General features: G+C 67.0%; 14 protein-coding genes. 6 read left to right on the plus strand and 8 right to left on the minus strand.

The genetic code is table 11. The features are described from left to right. Window positions 1-146: 146 nt before the first annotated feature. The 7 genes from LRP66_RS17910 to LRP66_RS17940 all read right to left on the minus strand — a co-directional run bounded on the left by LRP66_RS17910 (window position 147) and on the right by LRP66_RS17940 (window position 8,524). On the minus strand, window positions 147-1,103 hold the full coding sequence (locus LRP66_RS17910; RefSeq protein ID WP_230483960.1) for a transposase: 957 nt from the start codon (window positions 1,101-1,103) through the stop codon (window positions 147-149). 65 nt (window positions 1,104-1,168) lie between these two features. Beyond that, a complete protein-coding gene (locus LRP66_RS17915) occupies window positions 1,169-1,576 on the minus strand; it encodes a transposase (RefSeq protein ID WP_230483961.1) in 408 nt (135 codons plus the stop codon). A 191-nt stretch (window positions 1,577-1,767) separates the two neighbouring features. Beyond that, window positions 1,768-2,469, minus strand: a complete 702-nt coding sequence (locus LRP66_RS17920) for a superoxide dismutase (RefSeq protein WP_230483962.1) — start codon at window positions 2,467-2,469, stop codon at window positions 1,768-1,770. Window positions 2,470-2,482: 13 nt separating this feature from the next. After that, window positions 2,483-4,513 carry a TonB-dependent receptor gene (locus tag LRP66_RS17925; RefSeq protein ID WP_230483963.1) on the minus strand — a complete coding sequence of 677 codons (2,031 nt, stop codon included), beginning with the start codon at window positions 4,511-4,513 and terminating at the stop codon, window positions 2,483-2,485. After that, a complete protein-coding gene (locus tag LRP66_RS17930) occupies window positions 4,510-6,597 on the minus strand; it encodes a M3 family metallopeptidase (RefSeq protein WP_230483964.1) in 2,088 nt (695 codons plus the stop codon). The genes LRP66_RS17925 and LRP66_RS17930 overlap by 4 nt, the downstream gene beginning before the upstream one ends. A 104-nt stretch (window positions 6,598-6,701) precedes the next feature. Then, window positions 6,702-7,292, minus strand: a complete 591-nt coding sequence (locus LRP66_RS17935) for a DUF1826 domain-containing protein (protein WP_230483965.1) — start codon at window positions 7,290-7,292, stop codon at window positions 6,702-6,704. Then, a complete protein-coding gene (locus LRP66_RS17940; protein WP_230483966.1) occupies window positions 7,289-8,524 on the minus strand; it encodes a GTP-binding protein in 1,236 nt (411 codons plus the stop codon). Before LRP66_RS17940 ends, LRP66_RS17935 begins: the two co-directional genes overlap by 4 nt. A 72-nt stretch (window positions 8,525-8,596) precedes the next feature. On the opposite strand from LRP66_RS17940, the gene LRP66_RS17945 reads away from it, so the two are divergent. From LRP66_RS17945 to LRP66_RS17965, 6 genes are read left to right on the plus strand one after another with little or no spacing between them, the layout of a single operon-like run. Next, window positions 8,597-9,013: a MerC domain-containing protein gene (locus tag LRP66_RS17945; protein WP_230483967.1), complete on the plus strand. Its 417-nt coding sequence runs from the start codon at window positions 8,597-8,599 to the stop codon at window positions 9,011-9,013. Continuing rightward, the gene (locus LRP66_RS17950) at window positions 9,010-9,735 is read left to right on the plus strand and encodes a CobW family GTP-binding protein (protein WP_443026719.1); all 726 of its coding nucleotides are present in this window, start codon (window positions 9,010-9,012) and stop codon (window positions 9,733-9,735) included. Before LRP66_RS17945 ends, LRP66_RS17950 begins: the two co-directional genes overlap by 4 nt. After that, window positions 9,674-10,108 carry a GTP-binding protein gene (locus LRP66_RS18390; protein WP_443026720.1) on the plus strand — a complete coding sequence of 145 codons (435 nt, stop codon included), beginning with the start codon at window positions 9,674-9,676 and terminating at the stop codon, window positions 10,106-10,108. The genes LRP66_RS17950 and LRP66_RS18390 overlap by 62 nt, the downstream gene beginning before the upstream one ends. Then, entirely contained in the window at window positions 10,105-10,533 is a 429-nt protein-coding gene (locus tag LRP66_RS17955) for a transcriptional repressor (RefSeq protein WP_230483968.1), read from the plus strand. The genes LRP66_RS18390 and LRP66_RS17955 overlap by 4 nt, the downstream gene beginning before the upstream one ends. Then, window positions 10,530-11,897, plus strand: a complete 1,368-nt coding sequence (locus LRP66_RS17960; protein ID WP_230483969.1) for an alkaline phosphatase PhoX — start codon at window positions 10,530-10,532, stop codon at window positions 11,895-11,897. The genes LRP66_RS17955 and LRP66_RS17960 overlap by 4 nt, the downstream gene beginning before the upstream one ends. A 28-nt stretch (window positions 11,898-11,925) precedes the next feature. After that, window positions 11,926-12,390 carry a hypothetical protein gene (locus LRP66_RS17965; protein WP_230483970.1) on the plus strand — a complete coding sequence of 155 codons (465 nt, stop codon included), beginning with the start codon at window positions 11,926-11,928 and terminating at the stop codon, window positions 12,388-12,390. A 596-nt stretch (window positions 12,391-12,986) separates the two neighbouring features. On the opposite strand, the gene LRP66_RS17970 is transcribed toward LRP66_RS17965, so the two are convergent. Continuing rightward, window positions 12,987-13,526 carry a hypothetical protein gene (locus LRP66_RS17970; RefSeq protein ID WP_230483971.1) on the minus strand — a complete coding sequence of 180 codons (540 nt, stop codon included), beginning with the start codon at window positions 13,524-13,526 and terminating at the stop codon, window positions 12,987-12,989. Window positions 13,527-13,682: the final 156 nt, after the last annotated feature.

Consider the following 13,682-nt stretch of genomic DNA (forward strand, 5'->3'; position numbering starts at 1 on the left):
AGGGCAGATCGCGGGCCGCGATCCCGACAAGACCATGATCGATTGTCCATATGATGGTCGATCCAAACCCATGACTGCTACAGGTCGGCCGTTCCACCTTCTATCGCCACTTCCCTGCGGCCGAGCGTGAACCCGGCTAACCAGCGTCAGAAGATCGTCGCGTAGTAGGATTGCTCGAACCGGCCCCGACTGATCCGGGCCATGTGGTCTATCCGTTCCGGCACCGGCACCGGGGGCGGGCGACGGGTCCGGGCCGGTTTTGCGTCGGTGCGGGCCAACAGCACGAGATTGGCAATGGCTGCACCCAATAGAAACTCTTCCTCGGCACCGCGCAGACCGCGAAGGTGCAGGCGGGTCAGCCCTCGCTTGCCTTTGGCATCGGCGAACACCCGCTCGACGCCCCGACGCAACCGCATCGACCGCTTGAATAGCGGCGTCTGCATCTCGCCGCGTACCAGCTCGCGCACGTCCTCATGTTCGCTGTGCGTGACCGACCTGTTCCTGCCTGAAGTGCATTTCCGTTTGAGGTGACAGGCGCGGCAATCGGCAGGACTGGCGCTGTATCGGAGAAAGCCAGCCCGACGATCGGCACCGCGAAAGGGAAGTATCTTCCCAGCGGGGCAGACATAGCGGTCCTGCTCCCGTTCATAGCGGAAGGCTTCGCGGGGGAATTTGCCCTTGGTCTGTTCGGATCGTTCCAGCACCGGGATATGCGGGATGGTGCCTCGATCGGTGACGAACGCCAGGAACGCGGCGCTGCCATAGGCGGTGTCGGCCGCGACACGCTTTGGCCGGTAGCCGAACCGATCGTCGGCCCGTGCCAGCATGGTCCGCCCCGCATCGACTTCCGCCGCGAAGCGGGCGGGACTGGCCTCCACGTCGATCGCCACCCCTCCCGGCGTGTCGATCAGGACATTGAAGGCATAGCCAAACCGGCCCCGCGCTGTGCGTGCAGACCACGCCGACGCCGGATCGGTGCGCGACACCTCGGCGGGCTTGCCACGCGGTACGCCATGTTCCTGCGGTGGAGCATTGGCCTGATCCGCCAGCCATTCACAAACCGGGCGCGGAAGCCGGGGCGCGGCCATGTCGGCGTCCCGCATCTTGCGCTGCCAGCTTGCATCAGCGGCGACGAACGATGCGTCGATTGCGGCATCCTTGTGGGCGATCAGCCCCGCGTCGGCGCACCGCCGAACAGTTGCTCGAACAGGATGCGGAAGATGCCGGCATCGCGAAAGCGGCCATGCCGGTTCTTGCTGAACGTCGAGTGGTGCGGCACCGGCGCGTCGAGCGGCAATCGGCAGAACCAGCGATAAGCGAGGTTAAAGCGGACTTCCTCGCACAGACGGCGTTCCGAAGTGATGCCATAGAGGCGAGCGATCAGCGCCATGCGGACCAGCAGTTCGGGCGCGATCGAGGGACGCCCACGGCGACTGTAGTGCGGAGCGAGCGCATCGCGCAGTTCACCCAGGTCGATCAGCCCGTCTATCCTGTGTAGGATGTGATCGGCGGAGATCATCGCTCCCAGCGCCCGCCAACTTGCGCCCTTGCCGCCTCGCTGTTGCTCACCCATCATGGCCGCTGCTCCCGATGTGTCGAAGTAGGGAACCCGTTAGGAACGCGATCGGATCACCCGGCCTTTTTCAACAGCCCCGACCCATTTTGGGTCGACTGCTGCCGGAACCGAACGCTGGATTCTTCCGGAAGCAGATTAAGTGCAACTTCGGTTACCCCCTCCGAGCGAAGGAGACGCGATAGCGTATTGTGTCAGTCCTGCGCCGTCCGGTCCATCGTTTCGACAAATCGCTGCGACACCGTCTTCCAGTCGACCACCTGCCACCATGCATCGAGATACTCGGCACGGCGGTTGCGGTGCTTGAGATAGTAAGCGTGCTCCCAGACATCATTGCCGAGCAGCGGCGTGCCGCGCGTCTTGGCGACATCCATTAGCGGATTGTCCTGATTGGGCGTCGTGATGATCGCGAGCCTGCCGTCAGCCCCCACGATCAGCCATACCCAGCCCGAACCGAACCGGCCGGCCCCGGCCGCCTTGAACGTCGCCTTCATAAGCTCCATCGAGCCGAACGCCGCGTCGATTGCGCGTGCGAGTTCCGGCGACGGGCCGCCACCCGTGCCGGGCTGCGCCATCGTCTTCCAGAAGAAGTCGTGGTTCCAGTGGCCGCCGGCATTGTCGCGCACCGCCGCCGGCACCGATCCGGCCTGCGCCAGCAATTGCTCCAGCGAGCGCCCCGCCAGCGTGCGATCGGCGGCGACCGCCTTGTTGAGCGCGTTGACATAGGCCTGATGATGCCGATCGTGATGCAGCGTCATCGTTTCCCTGTCGATCACCGGCTCCAGCGCGGTCGCCGGATAGGGAAGCGGGGCGAGCGTGAAGGCCGGTACCGTGGCGCGTTCCTGCGCGATGACGGGGGTGGCAAGGACCGTGAGGCAGGCGAACCAGTACCGCATCGAGACGTCTCCTTCACAGCCCGACGCTGAGGCCAAACCGCACATCGCGACCGGCCAGCGGGGCATAATCCTTGAGGAAGCTGGCGTGGCGGCGCGCGACCACGTCGAACAGGTTGCTGGCGCTCAGCGTCAGCCGCAGTTCGCGCCCGGCCAGCGGCCTCCAGTCGGCACTGAGATTGACCACCGAGAAGGCATCGGTCGTCGTCTCGAACCCGGTGACGCGGGTCTGGCGGGTGCTGTGCTCGATCTCCGCGCGCATACCGAAACGGTCGCCGCGGCCTTCGATGCCGCCGAGCAGTCGCAGCGGCGGGATGCGCGGGGCCGGGCCGAAGCCATCGATCGTCGCGCGGACCGCATCGACCAGCCCGTCCGCCTTCAGCGTGAAGCCATGGCGTTCGACGAACCGTGCCTCGCCCTCCACCTCGAACCCGCGATAGGTTGCGCGCCCTTGCGCGAAGCGGAACACCGGCAAGTCCTCGAGCACCTGTCCGGTCTCGAATTCATAGATATAGCCCGCGAAGCGCGTGCGATAGGCGGATGCGTCGAGCCGCCACGCCGGGCCGGAGAGGCGGGCGATCAGTTCGACCCCGCGTGCCCGCTCGATCCCGAAGCTGCGATCGCCGATCTCATAGGATTGGGTGCCGATGTGCGCGCCGTCCGCCAGCAGTTCCTCGGCGGCGGGCGCGCGGGCGGTGCTCGACAGGTTCAGGCCCAGCTTCACGCCGCGCGCCACCGACCAGAACGCGCCGCCAGCGATGGACGTGCCGGTGAAATCGCGGTCGAACCCGGCGGTCTGCGAGTGGATGCCGGTCCATTCCACCCGTCCGCCGCCTTCGAACCGCACCGGTCCGGCCGCGAATTCCTGAAGCGTGAACAGGCCATTCTGCACTGTCTCGTTGGGCGGCACGAAGGCTTCGGCCCCGACGGCACGGAAGTCGCGGAAGAAGGTCTGAACGCCGCTGACGCCCTGCCAGCCGCCGCGCTGCCGCTGGCGCAGTTCGACGCGCGCCTCCAGCCCCTCGTTGGCGAAGGTCGTACCCGCCTCGGCGCTGCCTTCGACATGGGAATAGTCGGCATAGCCCGCGCGCAGCGATAGCCGCTCGAACAGGCCCGGCAGCACGACCGAGGCGCGCAGGTCCGCGCGCCATTGCTCCGCCGCGATCCGCACCGCTTCCTGTTCGGCGCCGGGCGTCAGGGCGTAGCGGATCGGCAGGCCATATCGCGTTTCGTAGCGGGTGATCGCGACGCCCAGATCGCCGCCGTCGTCGATGAAGGCAGCGCCCACATTGGCGGTGCGTGTCCGCGCGCTCGTGTTGGCAAGACGGCCGGACAGGTCTGCAAGGGCACGGATGGCCGGATCGGCGCTGCCGCGCGCCTGATCGCGCAGGCGCCCGGACAGCACGGGGCCGCCGACGCGCAGGTCGCCGGTATCGGTCAGACTGCCGCCGCCCCCCACGACGAAGCGCTCCGATACGCGCACGCCGATGTTCGCGCCCGCCGACCGCTCATCGGCCGCCGAACCGAGCGATCCGCGCGCCTGAAGGGCGACCGGTGCATCCGGGACCGTCGTCGGGATGCGCCGGTCAAGCACGTTGACGACACCGCCGATCGCGGAGGATCCGAAGCGCAGCGAGGCGGGACCCCGCAGCACCTCGATCCGCTCGGACAGCAGCGGATCGATCGCCACCGCATGGTCCGCCGAGGTGTTCGACACGTCGAACGCGCCGATGCCGTCGGTCAGCACCCGCACCCGCTCGCCCGCCAGCCCGCGCAGGATCGGGCGCGAGGCGTTGGGGCCGAAGCTGGTCGCCGATACGCCGGGTAGCCGTGCCAGCGCCTCACCGAGCTGCGGGCGCAGCGACCGGTCGAGTGCCTCGTCGGCCAGCACCGACATCGGCGATGCTGCGTCTCGCGGGTCGCGTTGAAAGGTGCCCGTGACGACGATGTCGTCGCCTTCGGGTGGATCGACAGGGTCGTCGGCGGCGGTCGCAATGGCGGGAAGCGCGAGCAGGATGCCGCCCGCGAGCAGCAGGCGCAGCTTCACGCCAGCCCCCGGTTGCGCAGCAGCGCGGTCGCATCCGGCATCCGCCCGCGAAACGCGATGTAGCTTTCCGCCGGATCGCGACTGTTGCCGCGCGACAGGATCTCGCGGCGTAGCTTCGTCGCGAGCGTCCGATCGAACACGTCGCCGCTCTCCTCGAACGCGGCGAAGCCATCGGCATCCAGCACCTCCGCCCAGGTATAGGCGTAGTAACCGGCCGAATAACCGCCATCGAAGATGTGGCTAAAGTGCGAGAGCCGGTGCCGCATCCCCACCGCGGGCGGCACGTCGAGGTCGGCGAGCTGCGCCGCTTCCCACGCCTGCGCGTCGAACCCTGCGGGTAGCGAACGGAGCGAATGGAGGCGCATGTCGAGGATAGCGGACGACAGCTGCTGAACGGTCAGATAGCCCTGATTGAAGGTCCGTGCCTCCAGCAATCCCGCCAGCATCGCCTCGGGGATCGGCTCGCCCGCCGCGTTGCGTGCGTGGGTGCGCAGGATCGCAGGCTGGCTGACCCAATGTTCGTGAATCTGCGACGGCAGCTCGACGAAGTCGCGCGATACCGCCGTACCCGACAGGCTGGGATAGCGCACCTTGCTGAACAGCCCGTGCAGCGCATGGCCGAACTCGTGGAACAATGTTTCAGCGTCATCGAGGCTGATGAGGGCCCGTTCCCCCGGCGCGGGCCGCGTGAAGTTGCAGTTGTTGACCACGATCGCGCGCTGGCCGAGCAGGTCACTCTGATCGCGCAGCGATCCCATCCAGGCGCCTGGTCGCTTGGTCGGACGGGCGAACCAGTCGGCATAGAACAGGCCGATCGGCGCGCCGTCAGCCTCGCGCACCTCCCACACCTTCACGCCTTCGGCATAGCCGGGCACATCGGGGCGTGGCACGAAGCCGATGCCGTACAGCCGCTTCACCGTATCCATCAGCGCAGCGACCATGCCGTCGAGCGGAAAATATTGCTTCACCGCCGCCTCGTTCAGGCGGAAGCGCCGCTGTCGCTCCTTCTCCGAGTAGAAGCGCCAGTCCCACGGCTCGATCCGGTCGATGCCATCGGCGGCGGCAAGTGCGAGCAGCGCGCGCTCCTCCTCCTGCGCGCGCGCCAGCGCGGGGCGGTAGACCTGCATCAGCAGGTCGGTGGCCGCCTGCGGCGTCTTCGCCATCGAATCCTGCAAGGCGAAATCGGCATGGCTGGGCGCGCCCATCAGCCCCGCCCGCTCGATGCGCAGTTCGACCAGCCGGCGAATGATCGCGGCGGTGTTGTTCGCATTGGGGTTCGACCCGCGGCGATCGAAGGCGTTGAACACCCTCTTGCGCGCGTCGCGGTTCGTCGCAATGGTCAGGAAGGGTTCGACGGCGGAGCGGCCAGCGGGGATGAGATACCCCGACTTGCCGGCGTTGCGCGCGGCGGTAGCGGCCGCACCCTTCTGGTCGGCGGGCAGGCCGGCGACCTCCGCCTCGGTCAGCAACACGTCGCTGGCCTTCTGGTCGGCGAGCAGCTTCTGCCCGAACTGCACGCCGAGCGCCGCCATTTCCTCGTTGATCGCGGCAACGCGCGTGCGCGCCGCGGGCACAAGTGCCGCGCCCGCCCGAACGAAGCGCTTGTGTGTTTCTTCCAGCAGCCGGGTCTGTTCCGGATCGAGCCCCAGCGTCGCGCGAGCGCGATACAGGCGGTCGACGCGGGCGAACATCGCGGGGTCAAGCGAAGTCTCGTTCGAAAAACGGGTGAGGTCGGGCACCACCGCTTCCTCGATCGCCTGGATCTCTGGCGTCGCGTCGGCGCCCGCGACGGTGAAGAAGGCAGCCGACACCCGCGCCAGTTGCTGCCCCGACCGCTCCATCGCCTCGATCGTATTGGCGAAGGTTGGCGCGGATCGCGAGGTGGTCACTGCACGATGATCCACATGGGCCGCCGCGAGCGCCGCGGCGAAGGCAGGGCGGTAATGGACCGGGCGGATCGCGTCATAGGGCGGCACGCCACCGGACCACTCGCGCAGCAGCGGATTGGCGGGGAGTGCTGCGCGAAGCGGCGTTGCGAGCAATGGCATGGCGGCGGCGGACAGCAACAGGGTACGGCGGTTCATGGGAATCCTTCTGCGATGATGGTCGGCCGGGCGATACAGCGCCGCAACCGTTCGCCCGGCCCCGGCGGCGTGATCGTCGATGAAGCCGTTCGTCGCGTCACTTCCTAGCGGCTCTCGCAACTGCGAATCGGATCGATTGCGAGTACGAGACGTCGCTCACCCATCGCCGCGATCGGCGGCGACCGGTGCAGCACGGTCGGTGGGTCCAGCAGCAACCGGCCCTTGAACACGCCGACCGCGCCGGTCGGCACCTCGCAGATCGCATCGGACGCGGCGGCGCGGCACCATTGCGTACCCGGCCCGGCATAGGTGCACAGCAGCCGCAGCGTGACGTAATCGGCATGGAAGCGGCGGCAGGCATCGGTGTCCACCACCTCCAGCCGCAGGCGTAGTCGATCCTCGCCGGTCAGCGCGGAATGTCGCCGTACCAGCAGGTCGATATCCCCGGAGAGCGGCGCAGCGACGGCATTGGGGTACCCCGCGTCCCGCAACGTCGCATCGAGCGGCGCCCCGGCGTCGAGGTCGAGCGACAAGTCGTCGATCGTGTCGAGGTCGAGTGCTTCAAGCCCGGCCCGCATGTCGCCGGGCAACGATCGCCACCAGATCGCCAGCGCGGCCTTGGGACGGGCGATCGCATCGAGCGAGGCAGGGTCGTCACCGAACGCGACGACGTCCTCCATCATGGCGAGGGTCATTCGGCGGCCTCCAGCTGGCGCTCGCCCCATGCGGGAAACGGGTCGTGCAGCCCCGTCCACAATCGCGGGGTAAAGGCGCTCGCGCGGATCAGACAGGCATCGAGCCGGGTGCGGATGCGGGCTTCGTCCATGCCGATACCGATGAACACCAGTTCCTGCCGCCGGTCGCCCCAGACGGGATCCCAATGCTTCGCGACGAAATCCTCGAACCGCCCGTCTTCGGGCCACTGGTTCTTCGGGATCGACGCCCACCAGCGGCCCATCCGCGCCGTTTCCGTCTGCGACCCCGCCACCGCCAGTTCGCCGACCCAGTCGGGCCGCGCCGCCAGCCAGAAATGCCCCTTGGCGCGCACCACATGATCCAGCCCGCCATCAATCAGGAAGTCACGGAACAGCGACGGATGGAACGGCGCGCGGGAGCGATAGACGAAGCTCTCGATGCCATATTCCTCCGTCTCCGGCTGATGGTGCGCATAGCCGTACAGTTCCTTGGCCCAGAGCGGATGGCGCGCCGCCTTTTCCTCGTCGAACAGGCCGGTCGCCAGCACGAGGTCGAGATCGACGCGGCCATGGTCGGCCGCCACGACGATCGCATCGGCGTTCAGGCTCTCAACCAGCTTCTTCACGATGGCGAGCTGTTCGGACGACACCGACGACGCCTTGTTCACGACCACCACGTCGGCGAACTCGATCTGTTCGACCAGCAGGCCGACTAGGCTGCGCGTGTCGTCCTCGCCCAGTGTCTCGCCGCGGTCGGCGAGGAAGTCCCGGCTCGAATAGTCGGCGAGCAGGTTGAGCGCATCGACCACCGTCACCATCGTGTCGAGCCGCGCCACGTCGCCCAGCGACACGCCATCCTCGTCGCGGAACGAGAAGGTGGTGGCGACGGGCAGCGGCTCGGAAATGCCGGTCGACTCGATCACCAGATAGTCGAAACGGCCTTGTTCGGCGAGCGAACGCACCTCCGCCAGCAGGTCGTCGCGAAGGGTGCAGCAGATGCAGCCATTGGTCATCTCGACCAGCGCCTCTTCCGACCGCGACAGCGCCGCCTCGCCGCCGCGGACCAGATCGGCGTCGATGTTCACCTCGGACATGTCGTTGACGATCACCGCGACGCGCCGCCCGTCGCGGTTGGACAGGATGTGGTTGAGCAGGGTCGTCTTTCCGGCTCCTAGAAACCCGGACAGGACGGTCACGGGAAGGTGACGATCGGTTTGGGAAAGGCTTGCCATGGCAATCATCCAATGAGATACGTTACAACATCACATAAACGGAGAGCCGACTTGGTGTCCAGTAGTGTTCGAATGACCGGTAGTCAGAGCCTGCGCTGGCTCGATGGCTTCGCGGTGACGGCGTCGGCGCTGTGCCTGATCCACTGCCTGGTGCTGCCCGCAATCCTGATGGCGCTGCCGGTACTGGCGACGATGCTGGCGGTGCCGGAGAGCTTCCACGCGATCGCCTTCGCGCTCGCGCTGCCGACCAGCACGGTGGCGATCGCGTCCGGCTATCGGCGTCATGGCCGACGGTGGCCGTTTCCCGTTGCCGGGTTGGGGCTGACGCTGCTCGGCGTCGCCGCGTTCGCGATCGAGGTGGAGGTGGCGGAACGGGTGGTCAGCACTGCGGGTGCGATCCTGCTTGCAGTGGCGCACGTCGGCAATTGGCGCGCACTGTCGCATGCCACCGACGTTCGCCGTCCGTGTGCGGCGGAGGATGGACGATGAGCCGCATTATGGCGGGCGCGGGCGCGCGCATTCCCGTGTCGGTGCTGACCGGCTTCCTCGGGAGCGGGAAGACGACCGTCCTCAATCATCTGGTCCGCTCACCCGCCATGGCGCGCGCGCTGGTCATCATCAACGAGTTCGGCGCGGTCGGACTGGACCATGATCTGATCGCGCGATCGAACGACGATCTGGTGGTCGAGATGATGGGCGGTTGCCTGTGCTGCACGATCCGCGGCGATCTGTCGCGTACGCTGCGCGATGCGCCGTGGCGCTTTGCGCGCGAGGGGCGGTGCTGGTTCGACCGGGTAGTGATCGAGACCACCGGACTGGCCGATCCCGCGCCGATCCTCCACACGCTGATGACCGATCCGCAACTGGAGACGCTGTACCGGCTCGACGCCGTCATCGCGACGGTGGACGCGGCCGCCGGCATGGCGACGCTCGACGCGCAGCCCGAAGCGGTGAAGCAGGTGGCAGTCGCCGACCGGCTGCTGCTGACCAAGACCGATCTCGCCGACCCCGTCGGGCAGATCGTGATCCGCGACCGGCTGGCGGCGCTCAACCCCGCCGCGCCCCTCCTCACGGTGACGGACGGGGGGGGTCGATTCCGCGCTGCTCTTCGATGTCGGGCTGTGGGACCCCGCCAGCAAGAGCGACGACGTGCGCCGCTGGCTGGCGGACGAAGCCTATCACGCCGGTCATCACCACCATCACCGTCATGACGTGAACCGGCACAATGACGGCATACGCGCGACCTGCCTGACGTTTGACACGCCGCTGGAACCACTCGCTTTCGACCGTTGGCTGGGGCTGCTCACGATGTTCAAGGGTGCCGACCTGCTGCGGGGGAAGGGGATCGTGAACCTCGCCGGGCATGATGCGCCCGTGGTCGTGCACGGCGTGCAGCACGTCTTCCATCCGCCGGTGGAACTGGAGCGATGGCCATCGGACGACCGGCGCACGCGGATGGTGTTCATCACCCGGGACATCGATCCCGAGGAACTGCGCGGCACGCTGGCGCTGATGACGATGGGATTGAGCGACATCGGCCTCCAAGGGCTTGTGGAAAGCGTCGCCGCGGGCATGCCGGCATGATCCGCGCCGCCGCTCCCGCACGGCGGCGCTGCGGCGAAATCGACGACTTGGTCCATGACATCCTCGCCGCCGGGGGCAGGCCACTCAGCGCCTATGATATCGCAGCCCAGGCCAGTGAAAGGACCGCCCGCATCGTTCCCGCACAGGTCTATCGCACGCTCGCGCGGTTATTGCGGCAGCGCCGCGCGTTACGGATCGAGATGCTGGGTGCCTATGTACCATGCCCGACGTCAGCCGATCTGTGTCTCGTCTGTCTGGATTGCCACGGCGTGCAACTGATCGCGGACGAGGCGCTGCGATCGATCCGCAATCATGCGGCCGGACGACGGTTTCGGCTGGCCGCTGCCCCGGTGGAGGCAAGCGGCCTGTGCGATGCCTGCGCGCGCGTCAAGGATACGAACGATGCTCGCAGGAACGCGCGATGACCGATCTCACCCTGACCCGACGAACCGCCGCACTCGGCCTGACCGCCACCGCCTTTGCCGGGCTGGCAAGAACAGGCCACGCCGCTGCATCCGGTGCCGGGACGATCGGGTACGGACCGCTGGTGCCGGATCCCGCCGGGCTGCTCGACCTGCCACGGGGTTTCTCCTATCGTGTCCTCTCCACCCTCGGCGACCGGATGGACGATGGGCTGGTGGTGCCCGACCATGCCGACGGCATGGGATGCATCCCGCTGCCCGGCGGACGCCACGCGCTGGTCCGCAACCACGAACTATCGCCGCAGCACGGCCCACGCAGCGCTTTCGCGGGCGGCCCCGGCGCGGGAGCGGCATTCGACCGCGACGGGAACGGCGGCGCGCTGCCCGGCGGCACCACCACGCTGGTGATCGATGACGCGAGCGGGCGCCTCCTGTCCCAGCATCTCAGTCTGGCGGGCACGATCCGGAACTGCGCCGGCGGCACCACGCCATGGGGAAGCTGGCTGACGTGCGAGGAGGACACGACCCGCGCCGGGAGCGGCCTGTCGCAGGACCATGGCTGGGTGTTCGAGGTGCCGGCCGCAGAACGCGGGCGCGTCGATCCCGTACCGCTGCACGCCATGGGCCGCTTCAACCACGAGGCGGCGGCGGTCGATCCGCGTACCGGCATCGTCTATCTGACCGAGGATCGCGACGACAGCCTGCTCTATCGCTTCCTGCCCGATCGGCCCGGCCGGCTTGCCGCGGGCGGGCGACTCCAGGCGTTGGCGGCGCGCGACCTGGCGCGGCGCGACAGCCGAAACTGGACGGGCACCGACCTGATGCCGGGCGAGTGGCTGCCGACCCGCTGGATCGACCTCGGCGGCACGGACAGCCCGGACGATGACCTGCGCATGCGTGGTGCGGCAAAAGGGGCACTCCGGTTCGCACGGGGCGAGGGCATCCACATGGGCCACGGCGAACTCTATTTCTGCTGCACCTCCGGCGGCGCGGCGAAACTGGGGCAGATCATGCGCTACCGCCCCGCACCGGACGAAGGCCGGCGCGCGGAGGGCGGGATGGTGCAGGTCTTCGTCGAGTCGACAGGCAAGCCGATGCTCGACTTCGGCGACAACCTGACGGTCGCGCCGAACGGCCATCTGGTCGTGTGCGAGGATCAATATACCGAAACAGTCGCCAACCGGCTGATCGGCGTCACGCCGACCGGCCAGACCTATGTGCTGGGCTTCCTGCGCGCCCAGACCGAGCTGGCGGGGGCGTGTTTCTCTCCCGACGGCCGGACATTGTACGTCAACACCTACAGCCCGGCGCGAACCCTGGCGATCGCCACGCCGATGGGCAGGCGCGTGAGCGCCCGGATCCCTTGACCAGCTTGACCCTGAAAGGAGCGATGAGATGTTTACCGAAGACATGGTGCACAAGGCGTTGCAGACCTGGTGCGACAATGTGGTGGCGGTCGGCAAGGCCCATTCCGACGGCGGCGATGCGCAGGCCGTTGCGACGCAGGTGCTCAGCGACAATTACGACTATGACGATGGCAAGGTTCTGTTCAAACCGACCCTGGCGTTCGGCAGACAGACCTTCCGTCCGACGAAGGACGGAGCCCTGGCCTATTTCACGGGAGGAAACGATGATTTCCCCGACGACAAGGGCTTCAAGCTGAAGCCCTGGGTAAAAGTATGGTACAGCAAGGAGGACTTCATTCTGCATGGCGACCTGGCGATCGTGCAATGCAACGTCCACTTCATCGGTCAGGATGACAGCCACGTCTTCGTGAACAAGAGCTTCGTGTTCAAGGAGTGCAAGGACGGAAAGGTGCGCATCATCCTGCACCAATCGTCTTTGCCGTATCAGCCCTGATCTGCCCGCGCGGCAGCGCTGTCGGTAATTACACCGACTTGCTGCCGCGAGCGCGACTTCTGCCCCGCCAGATGCGGCAGAACGACTGAATACCGGGCTGCGAGTCGAACGAGCATCAGGTACTGCCGCTCGAGTACGACGCGGCGCTCACCCTGCCTGAACGTGTCCACGGCAGGACGCCCGTCCGGTTTGTCCGCCAACTATCTGCATCGCGAACGGCAAGCGACGATTGACGGTGCTCGGGACGCATGGCGGGCTACGTCGGGCAAAAGGAATTCAAACGTCGGGCAAGAGGAATTGAAACTAACGTCCTTTGGGCTCTGCCGCGAACTGACCGCATCCGTTTTGGGAAAGGGCCAAACTTTTATGATTGGCTAGTCAACGGGCGTGCCGATGGGCAGGTTTGCTTGGGCCGGATGGCAGGTCACAGAATAAGCGGACGATCAGACCAAGGCCGTTGAAGGTCTTGAGTTGGTCGAAAGTGGACTGGCTGGCGGTCGATTGGACGCTGTCGTCCAATCGACCGCCAACAATGTGACAGTCCTGTCAGCGTTGACGGTACGCACACTTTACGCGCCAACGAGGCTGACGACGCCTCACGCCGCCGCCCGCACCACCTCCGTCGGTATGGCGTCGGCATAACTGCCGCCGGCGGGGATGAAGAGGGACCCAGGAAGTTCGACGCCGCTCATCTGATCCGCAGCTTCCCGCCAGCGCCGGTGTGCGCGTTCGATGCCGCGTTTGATGCGGCTGCGGGACGGCAGCGGCGACGCGGTCAGGATGGCGCGTGGCCCGACCGACCAGCGGTGCGTGTCGCTGAGCAGTTCGATGACCCCGTCGGCGCTGGCGAGGTAGGGCTGGACGTCCGCGTGCCACTCGACAAGGATGTTGCCGCGGGTGGCGAGCGAGATGCCGACCGGCCCGTTGGCGATAGGCAGGTCGAATGCGACGAGGACGAAGTCTTGGTTCGTCTGTTCGACGATGGCGGCGATCTCGAGCGCCTCGGCGAAGTTCTTGCGCCCGCCCGAGGCATAGGCGATCGGATTGCCGACGGGCGCATATTGCGGATAGCCCATCGCCAGGCGCAGGCCGACGGTCCAGGCCTGCATCGTGTCCATCGATTCGATGACGCTCATATCGTTGATCCTTCCTTCTTTTCCGCCCCCTTCAGAGAGGCCATCATCACGGCTCAGTTGCAGGCCGAGGCTCCCAGGGTTTGAGTAGCCCCTAGTTTTCTAGACGCCTTGAGCCATCAAAGCCTGCTGCCGTTCGAACTCGACGGGCGACAGCAT

Origin of the sequence: Sphingomonas sp. Leaf21 (assembly GCF_916858675.1) — a bacterium.
Taxonomy (GTDB): Bacteria; Pseudomonadota; Alphaproteobacteria; order Sphingomonadales; family Sphingomonadaceae; genus Sphingomonas.

Coding starts and splice junctions, on each gene's coding strand:
- LRP66_RS17910 (WP_230483960.1), bottom strand. CDS start 1,103: ATGCGGGACGCCGACATGGCCGCGCCCCGGCTTCCGCGCCCGGTTTGT.
- LRP66_RS17915 (WP_230483961.1), bottom strand. CDS start 1,576: ATGATGGGTGAGCAACAGCGAGGCGGCAAGGGCGCAAGTTGGCGGGCG.
- LRP66_RS17920 (WP_230483962.1), bottom strand. CDS start 2,469: ATGCGGTACTGGTTCGCCTGCCTCACGGTCCTTGCCACCCCCGTCATC.
- LRP66_RS17930 (WP_230483964.1), bottom strand. CDS start 6,597: ATGAACCGCCGTACCCTGTTGCTGTCCGCCGCCGCCATGCCATTGCTC.
- LRP66_RS17935 (WP_230483965.1), bottom strand. CDS start 7,292: ATGACCCTCGCCATGATGGAGGACGTCGTCGCGTTCGGTGACGACCCT.
- LRP66_RS17940 (WP_230483966.1), bottom strand. CDS start 8,524: ATGGCAAGCCTTTCCCAAACCGATCGTCACCTTCCCGTGACCGTCCTG.
- LRP66_RS17945 (WP_230483967.1), top strand. CDS start 8,597: ATGACCGGTAGTCAGAGCCTGCGCTGGCTCGATGGCTTCGCGGTGACG.
- LRP66_RS17950 (WP_443026719.1), top strand. CDS start 9,010: ATGAGCCGCATTATGGCGGGCGCGGGCGCGCGCATTCCCGTGTCGGTG.
- LRP66_RS17955 (WP_230483968.1), top strand. CDS start 10,105: ATGATCCGCGCCGCCGCTCCCGCACGGCGGCGCTGCGGCGAAATCGAC.
- LRP66_RS17960 (WP_230483969.1), top strand. CDS start 10,530: ATGACCGATCTCACCCTGACCCGACGAACCGCCGCACTCGGCCTGACC.
- LRP66_RS17965 (WP_230483970.1), top strand. CDS start 11,926: ATGTTTACCGAAGACATGGTGCACAAGGCGTTGCAGACCTGGTGCGAC.
- LRP66_RS17970 (WP_230483971.1), bottom strand. CDS start 13,526: ATGAGCGTCATCGAATCGATGGACACGATGCAGGCCTGGACCGTCGGC.